The organism is Bradyrhizobium sp. CB1015, from assembly GCF_025200925.1.
In the GTDB taxonomy this organism is placed as follows: domain Bacteria; phylum Pseudomonadota; class Alphaproteobacteria; order Rhizobiales; family Xanthobacteraceae; genus Bradyrhizobium.
Map to the genome: position 1 here is coordinate 2,513,989 of NZ_CP104174.1, position 22,703 is coordinate 2,536,691.

The following is a 22,703-nucleotide window of genomic DNA, read 5'->3' on the forward strand; positions in this document are numbered from 1 at the left end:
GCCATTCCGTACCTGACAAAGACATTGGTGTGGAGCGTGACGCAGTCTTTCGGCAAGCCATGCGTCGTGCTCAAGCGGAGCGTGTGCAAAGAGAGAAGCAGCAAGGTCGCGGGCGAGGCATTGTTTCCACTGTGCTGAATGGACACCGAATCGTCGGTGTCGGCAACACGGTATTTACGTCAAGAAACTGGCGGACCTTTCAGGACTTTTTGCGCGACTATCTTATTGATCGGCTGGGCCGGGATTGGTTCAACGCGGAGCGTGCGAAAGATATTGTTGATCAACATCAGATTGCTCGTTGGGTCACGCAAGCTGCAGCGGATATGCCCCGGCTGAGCAGGAAAATTGGCGACATCCACGTCGGCCCCCTGACCGGCGCATATCGCGCTTTCATGAACTTAGCTTACAACATTTACTTGATAGAGCACCACGCCGAGCTAAAGACTACAAAAACTCTGGTCGCAAGCTTTGTCGATCGACTGAAGAGCGAAAGAGCGGATGATTTTGTCGGAAAGCTATTTGAAACTTATGCTGCTGCTGCCTTTCTCAAGGCGGGTTTTCAGCTTACTTACGAAAACGAAAAGGACGGAAGCTCTTCACACGTCGAGTTTGCCGCGATGTTCCCTACCACCGGGCGGAAGTTCTCGGTCGAGGTGAAGAGCCGCAATCGCTCACCTTCTGAAGAAGGCCCTACTGATGAGGTGAAGCGGCTGCGCGTCGGCAACAAATTGAACAAGGCGTTGTCAAAGAATGCCGCGCATACGCGGATCGTCATGATCGAAGTGAATGTACCCGATACGCCAACCGATATGTTCTCAGGTTGGCCAAAGTCGGCCTTAGAACAGATACGTGCTACTGAACAGATGCCGCAACCCGATGGCTCCACTAAGCCGCCGGCCTATGTCATCGTGACGAACCGCGCATTCCACAACAACTTGGATGCCGTTGAGGCGCAGGCACAGGTATTAGCGGCTGGGTGTCAAATAGCTGATTTTGGACCTGATGTTGCCTTCAATAGACTGAAGGATATTTTGGACTCTCATGAACGGCATAAGGAAATATTTTCGCTCATTGACTCTATGAGAGAGCATTATGAAATTCCGTCAACGTTCGACGGGGAAAATCCGGTTTTTGCCTTTAGCGAACCCAAAGCGCCACCCAGGCTAAGATTCGGTGAGACATACATTGTTCCTGACGTGGATGGTCGAGAGGTGAGTGCTCGCCTCTACAATGGAATTGTTATCGACACGGAGAAGGTCGCTTTCTGCTGTATCAAACGATCGATGGACGCCATATCACAGTAAGGGTGCCGCTAACTGAAGATGAGGTTGACGCCTGGCGGCGGCACCCCGATACATTCTTCGGAGAAGTGCAGCCAGTACAGAATCGGCGAGTGAAAAACTGGCTTGAACTCGCGATGTTCTATTACGAAACGTACAAGGAGACGCCGAAAGAAAAGCTGTTGGAATGGATGAAGGATGCCATTGACCTCGACTACCTTCACACACTTTCGCAAAGCGATTTGGCAATTCTCTTTTGCGAGAGAATGGCACTCATCGGAGCAGCAGAGGCGAAGCAATGAGAGTGCAGTCTATCTCACTTAGTTTACTGCCTTGGAGCTGATGCTAAGCTTTTGACGCAGTATGCCAGCTTTAGCTTTGAGAATGCGCGCCGATCGGTCGTCCACAATCTAAGGGAGTGGGCGGAGTCCCCTGTTTCGCACCCCGTCAACCCCTCCCCACAAAAATATTCCCCTTTACCGAATTTCGGAAATATCGTACACCCCACCCATCCCGGCTCACCTTGAGGGGCGATCGCGTCGTCGTCTTGATCGCGAGCCGGGCTTGCGGTGGACGCGCGTCCGCTACCCTCATTGAAATCTTTGAAGTTTTTCGCCTGTCTGGCCGTAGACCCCCGGCTGCGCCCCCGGATTGGGCGGGAAAGCAGTTACGACTTGTTCTCTCTCAACGCAGGCGCGATCCATTCGCCCGAGTGTTGTCCTAGGTTATTTCCGAGAACGGGAGAGTGCGCTAAGCGTCATGCTGCGATAAGGCCGCAACCATGACACAAGATTACATCGAGACACCGCTCCGCTGCTCCAGATGCGGCAACCCCGTCCGGCTTATTCAGAAGGTTTCGGACCCAAAGGCGGCCCGCAGTGTTCGCGTCTACAAATGTACGTGCGGGGAACTACTGTGGGACGACCTAAACGACCGCCCTTAGACGTCCAGGCCGTTGTCCTCTGGGATGTCGAGGGAGCCGAGGCCTAAGAACTCTCTCCCTTCTGCCGTTACGCGGTCTAAAACTCCGGCTCCGAACACATCCTCAAACATGTTCGCAAGTACTCTGCGGCCTATGCGTCTCAGTTCGCTATCGAGGAGCGGAAAATCATAGGTGCCGCGGTAGATGTTCGAGTAGGACGAGATTGTGCGCCATAGGTCGGTTGCCGCTTGTTGAAAGCCGATGCGCTCCTTGCGAAGATTGTCGAAACTAAACTCCTCCTCCAGCCTTTGTTCGATCTTCGCGATTTGCTTTCGCCCCACGCGTTTGACGAACCCGCCAACTGAATCTGCGTAGACCAATTCGAGGCCCAAAAATGAAACGACTTGCCTCGGAGCGACGATCTGCGATTTGGAGCCCTCGCCACCCAGATCGGGAATAGTTAGCCCTTGGTTGCCCAGTTGTGATCTGACGTAGTCGAAACCATCTTGCGCCGCCGCTTTCGAATGGAAGAAAAGCAACAGATCGTCGGCATAGCGTACCATCTCGATCTGTGCCGCTCGGAAGGAGGCGTCGAAGTCTTTGAGCACATGCTCCGCGCGCACTCGAGAGATCGCCGCCTTCGACGGAATGGACGTGAACGAACTCCGTCAGAAGGACAAGCCTTCCCAACTTTCGTGTGAGGCGATCCGTGTTCTCGACGATCAGCACATCGAAATCTGCACGTCTTGCGGCGGCTTCGATTTCCGATAACGGGGTTCGGAATGTGTCGGTGTCCACGTAAACGCGCGTGACCACGGCGCCCAACCGTGTGGGCGAGCGACATTTCGAGTAGGTCGCGCGGAAAGTTGGTCCGTTCGGCGGCCCAATCGCGAAAGCTGCTGCGGAAGCCGTGGACGGTGCAGTCGGGGCGCGATTGCGAGAGCACTTCCGCGAGCGCGCGCGCCGACAATCGGCCTTCGCGACCGTTGCCCGGAAAGACATGAGGGTTGCCGCGAAGCGAAAGCCTTTGTTGCTGTTTCAATATCGCGACCGCCGCATCCGATAGCGGAACGTCGTGCTGAACGCCGGTCTTCATGCGCTCAGGCGGAATTGTCCAAATCCGTCCGGATAGATCGATTTCGCTCCACCGCGCACCAAGAGTTTCGCCGGTGCGCGCAGCCGTCAAGATCGTGAACTCCAACGCGGCGCGTTGAACCGTAAAGGTCTCGCGCAGCTCGGCGAGGAACGCAGGCACTTCCGCGTAAGACATCGCGGGATGATGCTGGACCTCTTTCTTTTTTTCTTTCGGGAACAGCGATTTGAGGTCGTCCCATTTTGCCGGGTTGTCGCCAATCCCGTACTCCTTGCGCTTTGCCTTTGCCCAAGCAAAGACCGCTTCGAGTTGGTAGCGCAGCGCGCGGGCCGTCTTCGCGCGAGCTTTCCAGAATTGACCAGCTGGGTAGGAGCGGAATTCCGGAACGTCCTGCTTTAGGACGGCTTCGATGTGGGTGTTCCGGATATCGGAGACCATGAGCTTGCCGATGGTCGGCGTGACGTATCGCTCCATCGTTTTTAGAAAGTACTTCCGGTCCCTGTCGCTCTTCCACGCGGCTTTCTGATCCTTGAAGTATTCAGTGAGGACCTGATCGAACGTCTTTTGGCCGGCTTGGGCAGCCGCGTTAGCACTGCGCTCGGCGCGGCTCGCGACCAGCGGATCAATGCCCTTCTTCAATAGCAATCGATTTTGCCGCGCAGCCTCTCGGGCCTCCTCCAGCGTGACGGTGTGCGCCGCGCCTAAGCCCATCGCTGTCTCTTTCGAGCCGCGCTGATACCGAAAGAGCCATGACTTCGCGCCGTTCGAATTGATCTGGAGATAGAGACCGTGGCCGTCGCCATAGCGCCCGGCCTTACTGAGCCGTTCGACCCGCTTAATAGTGAGTGCCATTTTTCGCTTTTCCCGCTCCGTCCGCCGGGATCGGTTTCGCTCCGGCCCGACCCCCGGATGGGCCGTCGAAATTGACGGCCAACGGCGGCTATCTTCGGCCATCCTCGGTCCGAAGAAAACAGAAAAAGTATGATAGATCAAAGACTTGTATGACGTTCTCGGTCGACCTCGGTCAACGTCGGTCGATGTCGACGCCGCGGACGCGGCAGCGTCGGGCGCGAAGGGTGGCGGGCAGGGAGGGTAGTCCCCGGTGAGCTCGCGGCCGCGCGCGGACGAACGGCGCTGCTAGGTCTCGTCTCGTCTTGCAAGTTTCCGGCGCTGTCGACGGTGCCAGGGAATACTGCGGCGAAATGGCGGGCCGTGCGTACGGCAAAACCGTGTGGTCTTTTCTGCCAGCGCTTTTTGTGGGCTGTTGAAAACAGATTAAATTGCTGAAAAAACTTCATTATTCAGCCCTTCGCTGAGGCGCTCAAAGCCCTGGCCGAAACGGCTGGGCCCTAATAGGCCCTAGTTTCACAACGAAGGCCGTGGCGCGGGCCGTCCGCGTCCGATAGCCCTACCGGTGGCGGTGCGCCGAAAGGCCTTCCTGCGGCCTGGGTGGGCCGCCTGATGCCCGGCCGTCGCGCTGGGTAGCATTCCGTAGCAACCAGAGGGGCCGTTATGCAGACCTGGATTTTTCAGGGTAATCCCGATCAGTTCGACCTCTCTGCGTATCTTGGCACCTTTCCAATTCAACTGCCTTGGCTGGTGACGCGCTACTCAGAGCAGATAGCGGTGGGAGATCGGGTTTTCATCTGGAGAACGCAGGGGAGTGCAAGGAAGGACGCGGGCGTTATCGCGGAAGCCACCGTTGTGGCTCCGACTATGCCACGACCAGAGAGTGCTGATGCCATCCCGTTCTGGCTTGCCAACATCGAGCAAGCGGCACAGGTGCTTCCCCGCGTTCTGCTTGGTCTGAATAGAGTCGCCGCAGCGAAAGAAGTCCTTCAACGTGACTGGCTCACCCAAGACCCCGTTCTAGCCGACCTGCCAAACCTAAAGATGGCAGCGGCAACGAATTATCCTGTGACGCGGCAACAGGCTGCTCGCCTCTATGCCCTCTGGAGCCGCACTGGACAAAACTGGTCACGAGACGAGAGCGTTGCAGGGCTCTGGGCGTATGCCAAGACGTTCGGCACGGCGGTATCTCGCTTGCCTGGCTCGCCTGTAGCAGTGGTCTCCCAGCTGATCGGGAGGCCCGTTACGGGTGTCTACAACAAAGTCATGAACTTTCGGTCTATCGATCCGAGAGATGACAGGGCGGGTCTCTCGGCATCTGGGGCAACCGACGAGCGGGTGTGGAATGAATTCTTTGATCCCCACGCGAGCCAGCTTCGCGAGGCTGACCTTGAGCAAGAGTTCAACCGTCTCTGGATGTCCACCGCTGGGATTTCTGAGCCCGCGCTCGACGCAGAAGCGGCGCAGGAGCGTGCGGAGGGCGCAGCCGACAGACTTGAGGAGCAGGGATTGGAACACCTTCTCGCGAGGTATCATGCGGCCCTTGGCGTTCGGCCAGCGCGACCGCGCGCCTTATCATCGACCACGCGAGTGTACGAGCGTGACCCTATGGTCATCGCTATTGCCCGCAAACGAGCCGCGCATCGGTGCGAGGTGCCGGACTGCAAGCACCCGCAATTTACAGCGGTTGATGGACTGCCTTACTGCGAGGTTCATCATGTGATTCCGCTTGCCGAAGGCGGGGAAGATCGCATCGAGAATGTTGCGTGCCTGTGTCCTTCTCATCATCGAGAGGTTCACCATGGTAGCCAGCGTCGCGTTCTCGAAATCAAGCTTTTGGAGTTGAGGGCAAGCGAATTGCGAGACGCGGAAGGCACTTTACCATTGGGGCGAAGCTGAAGCTGCAATTGATAATTGCTCGAATCATCCGCCTCCATCTAATACAGCTTGGGATTGCAAAGCTGGAGGTGGGGGATGCCTGAGACCTGTTGGGGACCCGTGTGCGGGTGGATTCACATTGTGTCCCAGTGGCTGAAAATTCATGTCATTCCGTTCGCGCCCCTTATCACGCCGTTAGTGGCGATGTTGGCGGGCGCTATTGCTCTCTATTCGATACATGTCGCGCGAGTAACGGCTCGTCGGCGCGCCGCGATAGATTTCTTTCTCAAGACCGACATGGATAAGGGCATGGCCGATATCTATAAGGCCTTCCGGGATTCTTTGGCCCTGTGGGAAGATCATGCTGCCGCCAACAAACCCATCGAGGATTTCATAAAGGGCCCGGATGGGAAGCTGAGTGATGACTACAGAAACATAAACACCTATCTCAACATTCATGAGCTGGTGGCGGTTGGTATCAGGAACAGAGTGTTCGACCACGCCGTCTGCTACAACTTCTGGTCTGACGCTTTAGTAAGACATACGGAGCGAACAAAAGCAATTATCGAGCATGAGGTATCTACTGAAGGGGGCGCCGCCGCATATTGGGAGCTGCGCAGCCTAAGCAGCAAGTGGAAGAAACGGCTGGTAAAATGGCAGGCCAAACAGACAAAGAAAGCCACGCGATAAGGTCCATTCCAATCTGTCTTTTCAGGCTCGTCATCCCCTGCAGACGAGGGCAATGTCGAGACCACCGATCAAGCAGGCAAGGATCAATCTCACCGGGAGCGTCGGGCTGTGGATTGTCGCCGAGGCACGCTCGCACTTCGAGCTTGTTGAGCCGCAACGCGGCCACGAGGAACGGCCAAAAAACTTATTCCGCTGGAAGCCGCACCCAACCGCTCCCACCTCGGTCTGATCGGCGCGCTGAGACAAGGAGCGTCGTTTCACCAGCCAGGAGAACAGGGTACATACGGTGTGGAGCTGCTATCCAAACGAAAAATGATAGTGAGCAGTCCACAGTAACTTGCACAGCATCGTGGCGAACCAAGCCCTGATCGCCGCATTGTTCCGCGTCTCAACCACTATGGCGGCACCTCATGCTGATCCAAGCTGCTCCAAGAGTCCGACGCTGTGATCCGCAACACCGACACGGAGAGATGCAGCCCTGATGTGCTGGAAGTAATGCGGGATCGTCGAGGAGGGCGGCTTGATTATGGAGCGAAGGCCGACAGTACTGCATTACATGGTGCCGCGCGGACGGCGTCCCTTGCCGCGTCGACGATTCGGATTGCGCGCGTCGACCGTTTCGTACCACGAATAGACTTCGTCATCCCGCCAGGTCTTCCGGTTCTCACTGACGTAAGTAGGTTGCGGAAACTTTCCTGCCTTGACGAGCCGGTACAGGGTAGTGCGGCTGAGGCGGATGATCTCCAAAACCTCCTTCTCGTTGATGATGCGTCCACGGCGCTGCGCTGTGTTCTCGGACATTGTGGCGCCTTTCGTCCTTCCTCATGAAACAACACGATCGCGCTCGATGTCGCGATAGCTCTTGTGTTGTAGCAGACGTCCGGTGGCGGCTGCCAGATTGAAGCAAAGCTTCAAGGCAGCGCGGCTGTACAACACGATGAGCGCAAAATCGTGCATCCGAGTTGGTGGAAAGTGAGGGGCCATCCGCGGTGTACAGTGTGCGTGTGGGTAGTGCGTTGAATGTCGCCAATCAAGTTTTGTTGCAGTGTCCGTTTGAGCTAAGTTTTAGTTCACAGGGGGCAGCACAGAACATACTCGCGTTTTTGCCTCCATCCCCTTGATTTGCGAACTTAAGGTGAATGTTCACTCGCTTTGCATAGAGCGACAACCGCGCGCATGCTCCAGCTATTCCAAGCATTACGGAGCAGAGCGATGGCCATGTTTGGGAAGGCCGGCCGCAACATTCGAGTGACCAAATCGCCGCCGATCGAGCCGATGGCGTACTCGATCAAGCAGTTCTGCGAAGCACATAACATCAGCGTCGACACGTACTTTCGCATGCAGCGCGCGGCGTCGGGACCGGTGACGATGAAGGTGGGCGGTCGGACCCTGATCAGCGTCGAGGCCGCCGCCGCGTGGCGGCGCGAGCGTGAGACCGGGACGGCTGCCGCCGAGTAATCGGCGCCGCGACAACTGAAAATTCGATCGAAATGTCGCTGCGGCATAAGCCGCTCAGGCGCGGCGACTTGTTGCGTGAAATGAGCGGAGACCACGATGGGCGCATGAAGGCCTCATATGCGCCCAGCACAGTGAAAGGAAGCGAGGAAAATGAGCAACGTCAATCTTGTGGTCACGCCGCGCGCTCGTGTCACGGCTGAGCGCGTGAAGGACATCCTCCAGCGCATCGGAAACATCAATGAGCGTCTTGGCTTCCTCTGTACTGGCATGGAGCTCGCGCTCGAGCGGCTCGGTCGCGGTGTCGGTGATGCGTCCGACCAGGTCGATTACTTCTCGGACGTGGCTCTCGAATTTGAGATCGCTGCGCATGATCTCGATGGGGTTGTCCGTCTCGTCAACAAGTTCACCTCGTAGAAGATCGGCCCGGGCGGCATCGAGAGGTGGCGCCCTCTTCCTCAAGGAGGACATCACTATGGCCACCAACCCTCGTGTTCGGACCGCTTTCTTTCGTAATGCAACCGTGCGCCTCGCCGCTGGGGTGCACTGCCCGCGTTGTGGCAACGAGGTGCGGGCGGAGGACATTGAGACGCTCGAGCACGGAGATGCTCGTGGCGTTTGTGTTCGCTGCCATTTCATCTTGTTCGAGATTGAGAACTGTTAATGGCGTGCCGCATCAAGGTCCATAGCGCCACGATGAGCAAGGCGCTCGGGCTCGCTACCCTCCGGGTCGGCAAGCGGCAGAACCAGCGTATCCCGGCGCTTGAAGTTGTCCGTCTCGTTGCCGGTGCTGACGGTCTCTTCATCATCTCAACCAATCCTGAAGGTGAGCTCACAATTCGGATTGATGCGGAGGCGGAGGGCGAGTTGGCGGTGCCATCGGGGGCGCTCGTGGCTTTGATGCGGCACCTTCCTCCCGACGCGGAGGTGGCCATTGCCGGCGATGACGGCGCTGCGGTGATCGCTGTGGGCAGCGCGAAATTCAGGCTTCCTGCCGTTCCGATGCCCGATCTTCGGGAGCCAGCGATCCTGGGTGCCGAAACAGGTCGCGTCGAGCTCGATGCGAAGATCGCTCGGGACCTTTTTGCCAGGCCGGCTTTCGCGGCTGCCGGCGATGTGTCTCGCGCATATCTCAGCGGCATTCTCTTGCACAGTGCGGGTCTGAGCCTTTCTGCGGTCGCCGCTGATGGCGTCCGCATCTGCCGGGTCACCGCGCCCGCGGCAGGGACGCTCTCGACGGATCGGTCGCTTATCATCCCGAACGCGATGGCAAAGGTCATCGCCTGCCTGCTCGGGGCCGTGTCCGGGAAGGTGACGCTGCGCCGATCTGAACGGCTGCTCGCGATCGAGGGGGCGGGATTTATTGTCGTCAGTCGAAGGATTGATGCGACCTATCCGGCTTACGAGAAGTCGATCCCGTCGGCGGGCACAAACGTAGTCACTACGAGCCGTGCTGAAATGCGCGATGCGCTCGCACGTTTCGCTGCCGTGGCCGATCCTCAGGACCGCCCGCACATCCTCAGTCTGCGCTGGGACGGACCTGGTTTGTACCTGTTGTCCGAGGGGAGTGAGGATCGCCTCTCGGCGGATTCCGAGGGCCAAGCAGAGACGGCGGTGCAGATCCAACTTCTTGCTGAAACGGTCAACGCCCTGCGAGGCGACCGCATCAGGATCCATGCGAGTGAGCCCGGTCGCATGGTCCTCATCACAGATCCTGAGGATGAGAGCTTCCTTGCAGGACTGATGCCGATCCGGCCGAGGTCGCCATGAGTGATCTGCTCGCCGCGGCGCTGGACTTTGCGGCCCGCGGGCTGCCGGTGTTCCCGTGCCTGCCATACGGCAAGACGCCCGCAGTAGCGCGCGGTTTCCATGCAGCCACCACCAACCCTGCAACAATCCGTCGCTATTGGACCGATCCCGAACGCAACATCGGAATTCCGACTGGACCGCCTTCCGGGATTTGGGTGCTCGACGTTGATGGCGACGAGGGCGAGGCCACATTGTGCGCGCTGGAAGAGAGACACGGAGCCATTCCGAAAACGCGCACCGCACTGACGGCCAGGGGGCGACATGCTTGGTTTGCATATCCGGGCTCGTTGCCAACCACGGCGGGCAGGATCGGTCCAGGCGTCGATACCCGAGGCGACGGCGGATACGTGGTCGTGCCTCCCTCAGTCCACCAAACGGGCCACCGGTATGCCTTCCTCGGTGACCCCTGGGGGCCGGTCGCAAGCGCACCAGCGTGGTTGATCCATGCGGCCCGCAGGAAGCCGTCTGTGCGGCTCGCCCCGCCCTTGGAGCCCGTCACAGCAGCGGGCCCGAACCAGGCGCCTGGCGCCTACGGTCACGCCGCATTGAGGACCGAAACCGCCGCGCTGGCTGCCACTGCGCCGGGGCGGCGCAACGATGCTCTCAACCGAGCGACATTCAATCTGTTCCGCTTGGTCGCGGGCGGCGAGCTCGCAGAGGACGAGGTGGTCGCCGAGCTGCACCACGCGTGCGTTACGAATGGCCTCGTCGCCGATGACGGGTGGCAAAGCGTAAAGGCCACCATCCGAAGCGCCCGTTCCGCCGGATTGCGCTATCCGAAATCGCGGAGGGCACCATGACCGAGGTCCTGCGCCCGTACCAGGTTGAGGTAATCGCCGAGTTCTGGCGCGCTATCGACGCGGGGCAGCACAGGATCATTCTCGTGGCGCCGACAGCTTCGGGCAAGACCGTGATCGCGCGGGCGATCATCGCGCAAGCACAGCGGAAAGATCTAGGCTCTCTCTTTCTCGCCCACCGTCGTGAAATCCTGGCGCAGACCAGCAACAAGCTACACGGGATCCCTCACGGTGTTATCCGGCCCGGCATCCACCCACGCCCGCTTGAGATGGTGCAGGTGGCGAGCGTTCAGACCTTGCATCGTCGCGCCATCAAAGCTGGCGTGATGGAGCTGCCCGAAGCCGGCCTGGTCATCGTGGATGAATGCCACCATGTCGTCGCGGAGAGCTACCAATCAATCCTCGACCGCTATCCGCAAGCCATTCTGCTCGGCCTCACGGCCACTCCTTGCCGCGGCGACGGCCGTGGCCTCGGCGCCGTCTTCCAGAAGATGATCCAGTGCCCCCAGGTCGGCGAGCTGGTCGGCTTGGGCTTTCTGGTTCCGACCCGCGTCTATGCACCCGTCGACCCTGACCTCCGCGGTGTTCACGTCCGCCACGGAGACTATGTCGAAAGCGAGCTCGCCCGCCGCATGGATCAGCCGCAGCTCGTTGGCGACATCGTCACCCACTGGTTCAAATTCGGAGAACGACGCAGAACGGTCTGCTTCGCTACCGACGTCCGCCATTCGATCCATATTCGCGATGAATTCGGCGCTGCTGGGGTCCGCGCCGAACACATTGATGGCGAAACACCGATGGCTGAGCGCGATGCAACATTGGCTCGGCTCGCCTCTGGTGAAATCGACCTCGTTACAAACTGCATGGTGTTGACCGAGGGGTGGGATATGCCGGCGCTCGGCTGTCTGATCCTGGCGCGCCCAACGAAGCAGTTGGGTCTCTATCGGCAGATGATAGGGCGGGGACTGCGGCCAGCGCCGGACAAAGCCAATTGCATCGTTCTCGATCACGCTGGACTTACCTACCAGCTCGGGTTGGCCGAAGATTTTATCGAGTGGACGCTTGATCCTGATCTCCATGCAGAAAACCCGACCCATGCCGCTCGGGGTGGAGACTATCCGGGCGGACCTAAGATCGCGGAGTGTCCACAATGCGGTGCCGCTCGGGTCGGCGGGATGGCCTGTCTCAGCTGCGGCTACTTGCCGGCAAGGTTGCCGCGCGAGGTTGCGGTGGCCGACGGAAATCTCGGTCTCGTCGATGCCGGCCGTAAGGCGCGGCCCAGTCTCGATGATCCACGCATCCGTGCTGAATGGCACGGCATGTTCGCAACCATCGCCGCCGAGCGCGGCGCCAAGCCGGGGTGGGTAGCTCACCTGTACCATACGCGCTTTGGTGAGTGGCCGCCATATGGAGAGCAGCCAAGGCCGCGCGAGCCCTCGGTGGAGGTGAGGCGCTGGGTCAAGTCGCGGTTAATCGCCTATGCGCGGAGGAGGAAGTCCGCGTGAAAAACGGGCGCGCCTCGTCTGAGCGGTTTGTGCGGCTCACGGAACGCATGATGCTGACGGAGGCTTGGGGTAGCCTGGATGCCAACGCGCGCGCAATCTACATCGAGCTCGCCAGGCTCTACCATGGTCCTGGGACCAACAACGGCCGGATCGGCTTTTCGGTGCGGCAGGCAGCAGAAGCCATCCATGTGTCGAAGGACACTGCGGCAAAGGCAATGCGTCAGCTGCAGGACCGCGGCTTCATCGTTGCGACCAGCAAAGGTCAGTTTGCCCAGAAACGTCAGGCCACACGGTGGCGGCTCACAGAGTTCAGGTGCGACGTCAGCGGTCAGCCGGAAAGCCGAGCCTTTGAGCACTGGACGGCTGCGATCCATTCCCAGTCAGACCTGGCAGAGAGAGTACGGAAGAGTAGTAAAGATGGATAGCTATAGACTGTCTCACCAGAAGGACCGTCGCCTGTCTCATCACAGGGACTGTAGGAGATTTACAGTCTCACCACAGGGACCAGATAGTCTCACTATAGGGTCTATTTGTCTTGCCACAGGGACTATCACGTCGACTTCGACAGCGGACCAAATTGAAGCTGTCGGGCCGGAAGATTGCGAAGGAAGTTTCACTACTTCATGCTACAATTGGCCCGCGTGCCACGGTGGAAGTTGAACATGAATTCACTTCGAGGCCGGCGAGATCCAAGGACGGGACGCGTCTTCGGATTTCAATCCGAAGCGCAGCGCCAGAACTTCATGACTGGTCGTTCGCGGTACTGCGATGGCCCAAATCGCCTGATGCCTAGGTGCACGGCCATCACTCGAGCTGGTGAACCTTGCAAGGCTGCAAGGATGCGCGGCCGGTCAACATGCTTCCGTCACGGCGGAAGTCCGAAAGCTAAACAGAAGCGGCTGGCGGCTGCCTACCTGTCCGGCGATGCAGACCGCATCCAACGCGCCGAGATGCGCTCAGAGCGCAATCGGTTAGCGCTGCTCTGGCGCCGTAACCCGCGCGCGCCGGGGAGGACGATCATTTTGACGCCCGAGGATGAGGAGGTCTGTCGAGCATGGGCATCGCAGCACGATCTGCAGCTCGCTCTCCTGGATCAGGAATTCCCGGCATTGTCCGACGGCCTCCGATGGTTATGGGCTCGCAGGTCGCGCGGTCTTGTCAGCGAGGAGGACTTTGCCGCGAAACTCACTCGATTGCGTAATCGCATCATGGAGGCAACCCGTGCCGCCGATTACCAGGGATGAGCGTGGGCGTTTCGTGCCGGTCGTGCGGCCAAAGCTCTGGCAGGCGTCCACGGTGAGGCGGAGCCGAGACCGGACGGATCGGATTGGCCGCGCCCGGAAGCAGCTTAAAGCAAAGCTCGCAACAACCCAGTGGATCACTGAGCTCGATCGCCGAGGAATTTATGAGCTGGAGACTTGCGGCCTTGAATGGTTCGCGATTGAAGCGTGGCTTGACGCCCTAGACCCACAGGAGGCCGGCCCTGCGCGAAGGTTCGTGAAGAGCGTCTTGCAGGTACTGGCAGACCGAGAGGCGCCGCAGCGAGAACGAGGCGAGGCCTACAATGAGCTTTATCGGCGGCTTATCGCGGCTGGCATCGTGGACTGAAAGTCTCGTGGCTGTCATTCGCCAGGAATGCCTAAGCGCCTCATTGCCCTCATTACTGTCATCGGATTCCATCCGCCGCCGCGCGGCGCGGGTATGCCTCGGTCCGTCAACTCCTGAGCAATCTCGCGGTAAGGAAGTTCCCACAACTCCTTCAGGAGGGGCTCCAGGCGGGCGTCCCGAGCCGCCGCAGCAGCTTTGTTGATTTCGGCCTGTCTTTGGTTGCCGAGCCGCTTGCCGCGATGCTTGGCCTCCGCAAGGGCGAGGCGGGTCCGTTCAGCAATGACGCTGCGTTCCTTTTGCGCCACGGCAGCATAGATGTGCAGCATGAAGGGATCGACATCCCTGCCCAGCTCGGTGACGATGAATGGCACCCGCTTCGCCATGAGGCCCGCAATGAAAGCCACGTCGCGAGACAGGCGGTCCAATTTGGCCACGACGACCGGGCATTTAAGCTTCTTCGCTTTCCGCAGGGCGGCAGCAAGCTCGGGACGCCGCTCTAATGCGTCCGCTCCCTTGCCGGTCTCCACCTCAGTAAACTCACCGGCGATCTCCATCGCTTCATTGGCGGCGAAGGTGGCGACAAGCCGCCGTTGCCCGTCAAGACCAAGTCCAGAGCGGCCCTGCTTCTCTCGAGAGACACGATAGTAGGCAACAACAGGCTGCGACATCATTCATCTCGTAACACATCGACGAACGTCAGTATGTTACAAGACGCGAATCTGCGCAAGAGCCGCGCGTGGAAGAGGACGGAAGCATTTGAATAGAGCTCAACGCCCGAAGCCGTGACGGTGTGGGCAGCGGCTGGTACTCTGGCGACCGCCCCCCCTGGCGTCCCCCAACAGTCGCATCTCAAACGTTCGCAACACCGCGCGCCAAAATTTTTCGGCCTCGGACTAGGCGGGGCATTTCACTCAGCATCGTGCTGCTGATACTGTGCCAACGTGTGGTGCGCAAAATCACAGTTTTCCTACCCGCGACGGGATCCGATAGGAGAGCCGAAAATGTCGCTTTCAGCCACGCACGTTCTCTTAGAGATGCCGAGGGGAAGACCCGAGTTCGAGGCGGCTTGGCTCGCTAGGGCGAGTGAGGCCGAAGCCTTATGGTCGGCGGCGCAGGAAGACCGGGAGTTCCGTGATCGCGTGGATCTGCTCGATGCAGACGGCATTCCTGATCTGGAGGCCTTCGCTCGTGAAACCCTCGATGAGTTGAAGGGACAAGATTGCGCCGCCGCGTTTGAGCTCTACGCAGATGGCTATGGCATGTTCAGCCGGGAGTTCGGGCTTATGGTTCGGCTCGGCTTCTTTATTCACGATGGTGCTTGCTATCGGATAGCCTTGCCCCGATTGCTGACGCCGCAACTTGTGCGTCAGGCCGCTATCGGTCTTTGTGCGGTCGGTGAAGATTGTGGCGACGATGTCTTCGTGCTTACGCCCGAGCGCCAACTTCACATGCACCACAAGTCTGACTCAGAAGCGTGGCAGTCTAGACGGCGTGCGATGCGAAGGCTCACGGTAATCAACGTCTGATCACAGCCTCTAAATGCGTCGTACAGTCCTGCTCAGTGCAACTTCGGCAAGCCCGCGAACAATATTTTCCGCTCTCAGACTTCCTAAGCCGCAGGCAACCTATAGACCTTACGTAGTTTTGCGGGTTCTTGCCTCGTTCGCCTTTAGAAAATCCTTCTCCCGACCGACGCTGGATTTTGCGGGGTGGACCACGAACAATTTGTGGCGGCGGAGAAAAATCGTCTACGGTTGTGTTTAGCCAAACTCCAGCTTCAGCCTAGCTAGAGCGGCAAGCCGGAGCGTTGGCGCGACTGCACGCCCATCTTCTCAACCGACGCGTCAGCTATCCGTCCGGTGAAATGCTGGATAAGCTTTCGTCGGATGGCTGAGGGCGCAGTCGATGCGTGATGAGACGACAAGATTCCTAAGCGGCGGAGGACGGATGGGCGAGCGCATCCGCCTGTTTGACTGGACGACAAATCCACTCGGGCCTCCGGAGTCGTGGCCGCAATCGCTTCGTTCGGCACTGTCCATTTGCCTGTATTCCAGCTTTCCAACGGCGATCTACTGGGGGCCGGACTTCAGGCTCCTTTATAATGACGCGTGGTCTGTCATCCCGGGCGAGCGCCATCCCTGGGCTCTTGGCCGCCCCGCCAAGGAAGTCTGGTCCGACATCTGGCACGTCGTCGGCCCGCAGTTCGAGAACGTGGTGGCCACGGGTGAAGGCTTTTCCACCTACGACGAAATGCTGCCAATGGTGCGTGGCGGCGGCCAGCAGGAGACCTACTGGAACTACAGCATCAGCCCGATCCGGGGCGAAGATGGCAAGGTTGCCGGCATCTTCAATCAAGGGAACGAAACGACCCAGATCGTCCTGGCCCGGCGCAACGCCCAGCAGGAGATTGCGCGTTTGTCCCTGATGTTCGAACAGGCGCCAGGCGCCACGGCCATTTTGCGCGGGCCCCACCATATCTTTGAAATCGCCAACCCCGCTTACCTGCAGTTGGTGGGCCGTAACGACATCCTCGGCAAGTCGGTTGACCAGGCCCTGCCCGAGGTGGCGCCGCAAGGTTTCATCGAGCTACTCGACACCGTCTACCAGAGCGGAGAGCCTTACGCCGGGCGCGCCATTCCGGTCGTCCTGGATCGAAACGGGATTTCCGAGCAACGGCATCTCGACTTCGTCTTTCAGCCGATCAGCGACGGCGCGGGCGATCGGTACGGCATCTTCGTGCAGGCGACCGACGTGACGGAGACGATCCGGGCGGTGGCTGGCCTTCGCGAGAGCGAGGAACGTTACCAGGCCATCGTGAACTCCATCGACCAGATGATCTGGTCGACGCTGCCCGACGGTTATCACGATTATTACAACGACCGTTGGTACGAATACACAGGCGTGCCCAAAGGTTCGACCGACGGTGAGGCCTGGAATGGAATGTTTCACCCCGACGACCAGGAGCGGGCCTGGAAAGTATGGCGCCACAGTTTGGCTACGGGTGTCCCTTATCACATCGAGTATCGGCTGCGGCACCGCTCGGGCGAATACCGCTGGGTGATCGGACGTGCACAATGCATCCGCAACGAGGCGGGCGAGATCATCCGCTGGTACGGCACGTGCACCGACCTGCATGATTTGAAAATGGCCGAGGAGGCTCGCCAACTGCTGATGCAAGAGCTGAATCATCGGGTGAAGAACCTCTTCTCGCTCTTCAGCGCCATGGTGTCCATGACGGGCCGATCGACCAATACGACGGCTGAAATGAGCGCCGCTCTTAACCAGCGTTTGCAAGCACTATCTCGGGCACATGACCTCGTCCGAATCGGCGGAGCGGATTCGATGCCAGCGCATTCGGTGTTGCTCATCCATCTTGTTGAACAGATACTGGCACCGCATTTGAGTGCCTCGCAGCATGGCAAAGTGAGCTTGACCGGACCGGAAATTGTGCTCGGGGAGAAATCAGCCACCGCAATGGCACTCATCCTGCATGAGCTTGCCACGAACGCTATCAAGTATGGCGCACTAGGTCATGCAGACGGGAAGGTGATGATCGGCTGGGAATTTGCTGGAGACGTTCTGGTTCTGACTTGGAGCGAGCACAATTTGTCTGCTGCCATTGCCAAGCCGACCTCGAGCGGCTTCGGCAGCAGGCTCATTAAGTCTGCAGTCGAAGGGCAACTCGGCGGAAAGGTCGATATCGTTTGGAAGCCTTCTGGCGCACAAGTCCGTCTGCAACTAAGCCGGGCACGGCTGCGCGACTGATCTGGTCGGCTCACTTCGTCAACGCAGCCGCGCTCTGGATTGTCAGCCATGAACGTAGTACGGATGGCTGTACACGTTGGGTTCTGAAGCTCAGTCCTGTGTGTCTTTTTACTAAAGCCGTCGGGCACCGCAAAGCGTAACCCCGCTCTCAGATTTCGCAGCCGGATAAATTCAGCGCCTTGCGCAAGCCGCCAAACGCCGCGAGCCTGCAGGACACGGTCTCGCTGGCGAGCTTTGAACGCTCGGCAATGGCAGCTTGCTTGATAACGGCGACCTTCTTTGGTTTGGGACGTGCGGCGCCCGCGGCTGTCTTCGGATTGTGACGTTGGCGGGCGATCGGCCTTGAAGGCTCGGGCGAAGTGATACGGGCATCGTTTGGGGGAGCAACAGGCGCTTCGGCCAAAGCGACCTCGGTCGGTGTCACGCTGCTCACCGCGGCGACATCAAGGCGATCGCCTTTCGCCAGTGTGTCGGGCGCGGCAGACGAGCCAGCGTCTGGTGCGGCAGGCGACTGGACGATCGCGACCGTGCCGCGCGGGGGAGTTCGCAGCTCCATGACTGACAGGACTCCTACACCCAAGACGATGAGGAGACCCAAGAAGCTCGGTCTCAGCATGATGCGCCTCTAACCAAGGTTAGTGCTGTTGAAAAAGTCTCCGCTTCAATGAGGCAATCTGCCGGCAGCGGACGTGCCGCGCGCGGATCAATTGCCGACAGGGTTAACGCCGGTCATGCTTCAGCAAATGTTGAGGCCGCTCGTCGACGCTGGTTCCTGCGCGCAGTCGGGGCCTGGTTCAGGACACAGCGAATGGCTTCTTGGCGATCCCATCCGACGTCGGGATTGCAAGAAGCGCGCAATCGACTTCTGCCCGAGGGCAGGACGACTACCAGTGATTGACAGCGGACATCCCGCCCATGTCGTACTCTTGCATAAGCAGGCCGAAGAGTTCGCTGCCACGCCGGATGCCCTCTAGCTGACGCAGGATCATCCGAGCCTCGGCGCTGTCCTCGCGGACCTCGTCCAGCCGATAGACGAGCCGCCGGATGACGTCTTCCAGCTCGATCTCTTCGGCGGTCTTGGGGATGTCGGGCGAAAACACCTGAGAGGGCATCGATCGCTCCTAATTGATCTGAGTTTACCTGTTCAACGGAGGCGACTGCAACGGACCACTGCGCGAGCAGAATTCGGCGGCGACAATGTTCAAACACTGCGCGTCTGGCGCCACCAACTGAGGCGGGGGAGCCCTGCGCCGGTAAGCCTGGCAGTAGCGGTATCTCTTTACTGCCTTTGTCAGCCGCGTACTCCCCGCGAGGAGTAGAGCCGTAACGAGCCCTGGTAAGTCAGGATGGAAAGCAGTCAGGGTGTTGGTACAGGTTACCGGCATTGCTTGTCACCGCCTGACGTCCGGGGGCATGTATTGCCCGGCATCTGCCAATCTTGCTCAAACTGCGGTACGTTCGTGAAATTCTGCACGGGCTTGCGCGTGCCAAGGATTGGGGGGAGCGACCATGAGCGAGGCCCTTGACTTCGATCCCAATGCTCTGCGGGAAAAGTACCGCCAGGAGCGCGACCGCCGACTGCGCCCCGATGCCAACGACCAATACGTCGAGGTCACGGCTGATTTTCGTCACTACGTCGATGATCCGCATGTTGAACCTGGCTTCACCCGCGAGCCGCTGACCGACGCGGTCGACGTGCTTGTCGTGGGCGGCGGCTTCGGAGGCCTCTTGAGTGCAGCGCGCTTGCGCGAGGCCGGTGTGAGGGACGTTCGAATTATAGAGAAGGGCGGCGATTTGGGCGGCACTTGGTACTGGAATCGATATCCGGGCGCCCAGTGCGACATTGAGAGCTACATTTATCTGCCGCTGTTGGAAGAAACCGGCTACATGCCGAAGGAGAAATACAGTTTCGGCGATGAGATCCGTGCGCATGCACGCCGCATTGGCGAGCACTTCGACCTTTATCGGCTTGCATGCTTCCAGACCGAGATCAGGGAGATGCGATGGCTGGCTGATGAGAACCGTTGGCTGATCAGCACCAACCGCGGCGACGCCATGCATGCGCGCTTCGTCGTCATCTCGAGCGGTCCATTGAACCGACCGAAGTTACCCGGCATCCCCGGCATCGGAAATTTTAGAGGCCACAGCTTTCACACGAGTCGCTGGGACTACGATTACACGGGCGGTTCGGGCGAAGGCGGCCTGACAAAGCTTGCCGACAAACGGGTGGCAATCATTGGCACTGGAGCTACTGCGATCCAGTGCGTCCCGCACCTCGGCCGCGACGCCAAGCACCTTTATGTTTTTCAGCGAACGCCGTCGTCTGTTGATGAACGTGGCAACAAGCCTACCGATCCCAACTGGGTGAAGACCCTGAAGCCTGGCTGGCAACGGCGCCGCATGGAAAACTTCAACAGCATGTTCACAGGCCTCTCACAAGACGAGGACCTCGTCAGCGATGGCTGGACCGAAATCTTTCGCAATCTCGGGCCCGGCGCGGCAGCCCACGCTGTCCGGGGCGGCGTCGCACTGAAGGAACTAGCGCGGATGATAGAAATCGCGGATTTCAAGAAGATGAACCGGATCCGTGCCCGTGTCGATGCCACAGTGAAGAATCCTAAAACCGCGGAGGCTTTGAAGCCCTGGTACCGCCAGTTCTGCAAGCGGCCGACCTTCAATGATGACTACCTACCGACCTTCAATCGAACGAACGTGACCTTGGTCGATACCCTGGGTCGCGGCGTCGAACGGGTGACAGATAAGGGCCTAGTGTTTGACGGCGTCGAGTACGAAGTTGATTGCATCATCTTCGCTACGGGCTTCGAAGTCGGCACATCCTATACGCGGCGATCCGGCTTCGACATCTACGGACGGGACGGGCGCAGACTCAGCGAGCACTGGTCCTCAGGGCTGCGTACGCTGCACGGTTTTTACAGTCACGGCTTCCCGAACTGCTTCTATTTAGGCGTTACCCAAAATACGCTTACGCCGAACTTTCCCCACATGTTGGACGAACAGGCTTGTCACGTTGCCCATGTCGTAAAAACTGCTTCTGAGAGGCAGGCCAACATGGTGGAGCCCACGGCGGAGGCCGAGTCGGGCTGGTTGCAAACCATTCGTGATACGGCGATCGATAATTTGGCGTTTCGGCAGGATTGCACCCCCGGATATTACAATGGCGAAGGACGTGCCGGGCAAGGCCAAGGCCTATTTGATGGTCTTTACGGACCGGGATCGGACGCCTTCTTCGCTCTTATCAAGACGTGGCGCGAGTCTGGCGAGATGTCGGGGCTTAAATTGCACTGACGAGAGTACAAGTAAGGAGCCGAAGTCGGGTCAGTACCTAGATGACAGGAGGCCGTCTGAAGGAGTCGCAGCTTGCGTTATCTCTTTGAGGACTATGCACTCGACGTTGAGCGGCGCGAACTCAATCGCGGGGTGGACCACGTCTCCGCCACGCCACAAGTTTTCGATCTTCTCCTCTACCTGATCCGAAACAGGGAGCGCGTCGTCAGCAAGGACGACCTTATCAACGCCGTTTGGAAAGGTCGCATTGTGTCCGATGCTGCGCTTACGACGCGTCTGAATGCTGTCCGCGCGGCCATCGGCGATACCGGCGAAGAGCAGCATCGCCTCATCAAGACTTTTCCGCGCAAGGGCTTCCGCTTTGTTGGAGCAGTACGGGAAGACGTCAGCAAAAATACGACAACGTCCATCGACCCTGTCGAGCCAGATAATCTCCAATTCCCGCTCCCGGATAAACCCTCGATCGCGGTGCTTCCATTCGAAAACATGAGCGGCGATCTCGAGCAGGAATATTTTGCTGACGGCATGGTAGAGGAAATCATCATCGGGCTGTCGCGCTCAAAATCCGTGTTCGTGATCGCCCGCCAATCTACAGGCACATACAAAGGCAAGGTCGTCGATATCAAGCAAGTCGGACGTGAACTCGGAGTCCGCTACGTGCTCGAAGGCAGCGTCCGAAAGAGCGGAAGCCGCATTCGCATTGCTGGTCAACTCATTGATGCCACGACAGGGTTAAATCTATGGGCGGATAAGTTCGATAGTCCTCTCGAAAATATCTTTGAGCTTCAGGATCGGGTGACCAGCAAGGTAATAGGCGCAATAACTCCACTGTTGCAGCGCGCCGAGATTGAGCGTGCAAGACGCAAGCCGACGGAAAGCCTTCAAGCTTATGACTATTACCTTCGGGCGTTGGCAGCTTTCTATCAACGCACCCGTGAACAGACGACCGAGGCGCTCAATCTAACTGAGATTGCAACTCGTCTCGATCCGGAGTTCGCGTCAGCTTACGCACTCGGCGCCCGCTGCTATATTCAGAGGAAGTCGTTCGGTTGGTTGGCTGGTACTGCGGACGAGATTGCTGAAGCCCAGCGTCTCGCAAGCCGGGCGATCGAGCTCGATCCAGACGATCCGTCAGTACTTGCTCGGGCCGGCCACGCTCTTGCCTTCGTGGTTGGCGAGGTCGAGGAGGGCGCAGACCTGGTATCGCGGGCTATAAGCCTGGATCCCAATCAAGTTACTGCACGATATTGGATGGGATGGATCCACCTTTGGCTTGGGGAAATTGACGCAGGTATCGAGCAATTCCAATTCGCGCTCCGTTTGAGCCCGCTGGACCCATCGATATTCACCGCGCATTCCGGTTTGGCTTGGGCTCATTTCTTGGCTGGCCGGTATGAGGAAGCCACAGCTTGGGCGGCGGCTACCATCCGGCGACAACCTAATTTTCTCGCAGGACATCGCATCATGATGGCATGCCATGCGATGTCCGGGCGCACCGAGGAAGCGCAGCAGTCCTGCATGCTCGCCCTACAATTTGATCCCTCTCTGCGTGTGTCCCGAATCAAGGAAATAGTCCCGCTGCGAAGGGTGCAAGATATTCAACGATTATCGCAAGCATTCCGAATTGCGGGCTTGCCCGAATAAAGCTGGTCATCTGAGTAACTTCATCCGAGACCGATGCGGCCATCCTGCCCATGGCGCGAGAGCTTGTTTTTTCCTAATATCGGGTATTCGCGAGGTATCGGG

The 22,703-nt window shown here is 58.9% G+C and carries 21 protein-coding genes; 15 read left to right on the top strand and 6 right to left on the bottom strand.

All coding sequences use genetic code 11. The annotated features are described in order from the left end of the window. Positions 1-29: 29 nt before the first annotated feature. Entirely contained in the window at positions 30-1,304 is a 1,275-nt protein-coding gene (locus tag N2604_RS11395; RefSeq protein ID WP_260374772.1) for a hypothetical protein, read from the top strand. A gap of 89 nt (positions 1,305-1,393) precedes the next feature. Further along, the gene (locus N2604_RS11400; RefSeq protein ID WP_260374773.1) at positions 1,394-1,582 is read left to right on the top strand and encodes a hypothetical protein; all 189 of its coding nucleotides are present in this window, start codon (positions 1,394-1,396) and stop codon (positions 1,580-1,582) included. A 637-nt stretch (positions 1,583-2,219) separates the two neighbouring features. On the opposite strand, the gene N2604_RS11405 is transcribed toward N2604_RS11400, so the two are convergent. Together N2604_RS11405 and N2604_RS11410 are read right to left on the bottom strand one after the other, a co-directional pair. Then, positions 2,220-2,765 carry a hypothetical protein gene (locus N2604_RS11405; RefSeq protein WP_260374774.1) on the bottom strand — a complete coding sequence of 182 codons (546 nt, stop codon included), beginning with the start codon at positions 2,763-2,765 and terminating at the stop codon, positions 2,220-2,222. Beyond that, on the bottom strand, positions 2,663-4,147 hold the full coding sequence (locus N2604_RS11410) for a site-specific integrase (RefSeq protein WP_260374775.1): 1,485 nt from the start codon (positions 4,145-4,147) through the stop codon (positions 2,663-2,665). The genes N2604_RS11405 and N2604_RS11410 overlap by 103 nt, the downstream gene beginning before the upstream one ends. 660 nt (positions 4,148-4,807) lie before the next feature. Between N2604_RS11410 and N2604_RS11415 the strand changes: the two genes are divergently transcribed. After that, positions 4,808-6,043 carry an HNH endonuclease gene (locus tag N2604_RS11415; protein ID WP_172786824.1) on the top strand — a complete coding sequence of 412 codons (1,236 nt, stop codon included), beginning with the start codon at positions 4,808-4,810 and terminating at the stop codon, positions 6,041-6,043. Between the two features lie 120 nt (positions 6,044-6,163). After that, positions 6,164-6,712 (top strand): DUF4760 domain-containing protein, encoded by a 549-nt coding sequence (locus N2604_RS11420; RefSeq protein ID WP_172786823.1) that lies wholly within the window; start codon positions 6,164-6,166, stop codon positions 6,710-6,712. A gap of 552 nt (positions 6,713-7,264) precedes the next feature. Here N2604_RS11420 and N2604_RS11425 read toward each other — a convergent pair. Continuing rightward, complete coding sequence (locus N2604_RS11425; protein WP_172786822.1) at positions 7,265-7,513, bottom strand: AlpA family transcriptional regulator; 249 nt, start codon at positions 7,511-7,513, stop codon at positions 7,265-7,267. 417 nt (positions 7,514-7,930) lie between these two features. Between N2604_RS11425 and N2604_RS11430 the strand changes: the two genes are divergently transcribed. From N2604_RS11430 to N2604_RS11460, 7 genes are all read left to right on the top strand, one after another. After that, positions 7,931-8,170, top strand: coding sequence for a hypothetical protein (locus tag N2604_RS11430; RefSeq protein WP_260374776.1), 240 nt, complete (start codon positions 7,931-7,933; stop codon positions 8,168-8,170). Positions 8,171-8,320: 150 nt separating this feature from the next. Continuing rightward, complete coding sequence (locus tag N2604_RS11435; protein WP_172786821.1) at positions 8,321-8,584, top strand: hypothetical protein; 264 nt, start codon at positions 8,321-8,323, stop codon at positions 8,582-8,584. Between the two features lie 246 nt (positions 8,585-8,830). After that, complete coding sequence (locus tag N2604_RS11440; protein WP_260374777.1) at positions 8,831-9,937, top strand: hypothetical protein; 1,107 nt, start codon at positions 8,831-8,833, stop codon at positions 9,935-9,937. Then, positions 9,934-10,776: a bifunctional DNA primase/polymerase gene (locus N2604_RS11445; RefSeq protein WP_172786819.1), complete on the top strand. Its 843-nt coding sequence runs from the start codon at positions 9,934-9,936 to the stop codon at positions 10,774-10,776. The genes N2604_RS11440 and N2604_RS11445 overlap by 4 nt, the downstream gene beginning before the upstream one ends. Continuing rightward, positions 10,773-12,278 (top strand): DEAD/DEAH box helicase family protein, encoded by a 1,506-nt coding sequence (locus N2604_RS11450; RefSeq protein ID WP_172786818.1) that lies wholly within the window; start codon positions 10,773-10,775, stop codon positions 12,276-12,278. Before N2604_RS11445 ends, N2604_RS11450 begins: the two co-directional genes overlap by 4 nt. Further along, complete coding sequence (locus tag N2604_RS11455) at positions 12,275-12,703, top strand: hypothetical protein (protein WP_172786817.1); 429 nt, start codon at positions 12,275-12,277, stop codon at positions 12,701-12,703. Before N2604_RS11450 ends, N2604_RS11455 begins: the two co-directional genes overlap by 4 nt. 414 nt (positions 12,704-13,117) lie before the next feature. Beyond that, entirely contained in the window at positions 13,118-13,522 is a 405-nt protein-coding gene (locus N2604_RS11460) for a hypothetical protein (protein ID WP_172786816.1), read from the top strand. A 378-nt stretch (positions 13,523-13,900) separates the two neighbouring features. Here the strand turns inward: N2604_RS11460 and N2604_RS11465 are convergent, their stop codons facing one another. Next, positions 13,901-14,554 carry a recombinase family protein gene (locus tag N2604_RS11465; RefSeq protein WP_311739983.1) on the bottom strand — a complete coding sequence of 218 codons (654 nt, stop codon included), beginning with the start codon at positions 14,552-14,554 and terminating at the stop codon, positions 13,901-13,903. A 333-nt stretch (positions 14,555-14,887) separates the two neighbouring features. On the opposite strand from N2604_RS11465, the gene N2604_RS11470 reads away from it, so the two are divergent. Beyond that, positions 14,888-15,412 (top strand): hypothetical protein, encoded by a 525-nt coding sequence (locus N2604_RS11470; protein ID WP_260374778.1) that lies wholly within the window; start codon positions 14,888-14,890, stop codon positions 15,410-15,412. A gap of 421 nt (positions 15,413-15,833) precedes the next feature. Further along, the gene (locus N2604_RS11475; RefSeq protein ID WP_260374779.1) at positions 15,834-17,651 is read left to right on the top strand and encodes a PAS domain-containing sensor histidine kinase; all 1,818 of its coding nucleotides are present in this window, start codon (positions 15,834-15,836) and stop codon (positions 17,649-17,651) included. A gap of 148 nt (positions 17,652-17,799) precedes the next feature. Here N2604_RS11475 and N2604_RS11480 read toward each other — a convergent pair whose 3' ends face one another. Then, a complete protein-coding gene (locus tag N2604_RS11480; RefSeq protein WP_172786812.1) occupies positions 17,800-18,267 on the bottom strand; it encodes a hypothetical protein in 468 nt (155 codons plus the stop codon). A gap of 268 nt (positions 18,268-18,535) precedes the next feature. Further along, complete coding sequence (locus N2604_RS11485) at positions 18,536-18,763, bottom strand: hypothetical protein (protein WP_172786811.1); 228 nt, start codon at positions 18,761-18,763, stop codon at positions 18,536-18,538. A 397-nt stretch (positions 18,764-19,160) separates the two neighbouring features. Here N2604_RS11485 and N2604_RS11490 point away from each other — a divergent pair, with 397 nt between their 5' ends. Both N2604_RS11490 and N2604_RS11495 read left to right on the top strand, forming a co-directional pair. After that, the gene (locus N2604_RS11490; RefSeq protein ID WP_172786810.1) at positions 19,161-20,957 is read left to right on the top strand and encodes an NAD(P)/FAD-dependent oxidoreductase; all 1,797 of its coding nucleotides are present in this window, start codon (positions 19,161-19,163) and stop codon (positions 20,955-20,957) included. A gap of 72 nt (positions 20,958-21,029) precedes the next feature. Then, entirely contained in the window at positions 21,030-22,601 is a 1,572-nt protein-coding gene (locus N2604_RS11495; RefSeq protein ID WP_172786809.1) for a winged helix-turn-helix domain-containing protein, read from the top strand. Positions 22,602-22,703 lie beyond the last annotated feature (102 nt).

Bases quoted from the DNA above. Each gene is read 5' to 3' on its own strand.
- N2604_RS11405 (WP_260374774.1), bottom strand. From the start codon at position 2,765: ATGGTACGCTATGCCGACGATCTGTTGCTTTTCTTCCATTCGAAAGCG.
- N2604_RS11410 (WP_260374775.1), bottom strand. From the start codon at position 4,147: ATGGCACTCACTATTAAGCGGGTCGAACGGCTCAGTAAGGCCGGGCGC.
- N2604_RS11415 (WP_172786824.1), top strand. From the start codon at position 4,808: ATGCAGACCTGGATTTTTCAGGGTAATCCCGATCAGTTCGACCTCTCT.
- N2604_RS11425 (WP_172786822.1), bottom strand. From the start codon at position 7,513: ATGTCCGAGAACACAGCGCAGCGCCGTGGACGCATCATCAACGAGAAG.
- N2604_RS11430 (WP_260374776.1), top strand. From the start codon at position 7,931: ATGTTTGGGAAGGCCGGCCGCAACATTCGAGTGACCAAATCGCCGCCG.
- N2604_RS11435 (WP_172786821.1), top strand. From the start codon at position 8,321: ATGAGCAACGTCAATCTTGTGGTCACGCCGCGCGCTCGTGTCACGGCT.
- N2604_RS11440 (WP_260374777.1), top strand. From the start codon at position 8,831: ATGGCGTGCCGCATCAAGGTCCATAGCGCCACGATGAGCAAGGCGCTC.
- N2604_RS11445 (WP_172786819.1), top strand. From the start codon at position 9,934: ATGAGTGATCTGCTCGCCGCGGCGCTGGACTTTGCGGCCCGCGGGCTG.
- N2604_RS11450 (WP_172786818.1), top strand. From the start codon at position 10,773: ATGACCGAGGTCCTGCGCCCGTACCAGGTTGAGGTAATCGCCGAGTTC.
- N2604_RS11460 (WP_172786816.1), top strand. From the start codon at position 13,118: ATGCGCGGCCGGTCAACATGCTTCCGTCACGGCGGAAGTCCGAAAGCT.
- N2604_RS11465 (WP_311739983.1), bottom strand. From the start codon at position 14,554: ATGTCGCAGCCTGTTGTTGCCTACTATCGTGTCTCTCGAGAGAAGCAG.
- N2604_RS11470 (WP_260374778.1), top strand. From the start codon at position 14,888: ATGTCGCTTTCAGCCACGCACGTTCTCTTAGAGATGCCGAGGGGAAGA.
- N2604_RS11475 (WP_260374779.1), top strand. From the start codon at position 15,834: ATGGGCGAGCGCATCCGCCTGTTTGACTGGACGACAAATCCACTCGGG.
- N2604_RS11480 (WP_172786812.1), bottom strand. From the start codon at position 18,267: ATGCTGAGACCGAGCTTCTTGGGTCTCCTCATCGTCTTGGGTGTAGGA.
- N2604_RS11485 (WP_172786811.1), bottom strand. From the start codon at position 18,763: ATGCCCTCTCAGGTGTTTTCGCCCGACATCCCCAAGACCGCCGAAGAG.
- N2604_RS11490 (WP_172786810.1), top strand. From the start codon at position 19,161: ATGAGCGAGGCCCTTGACTTCGATCCCAATGCTCTGCGGGAAAAGTAC.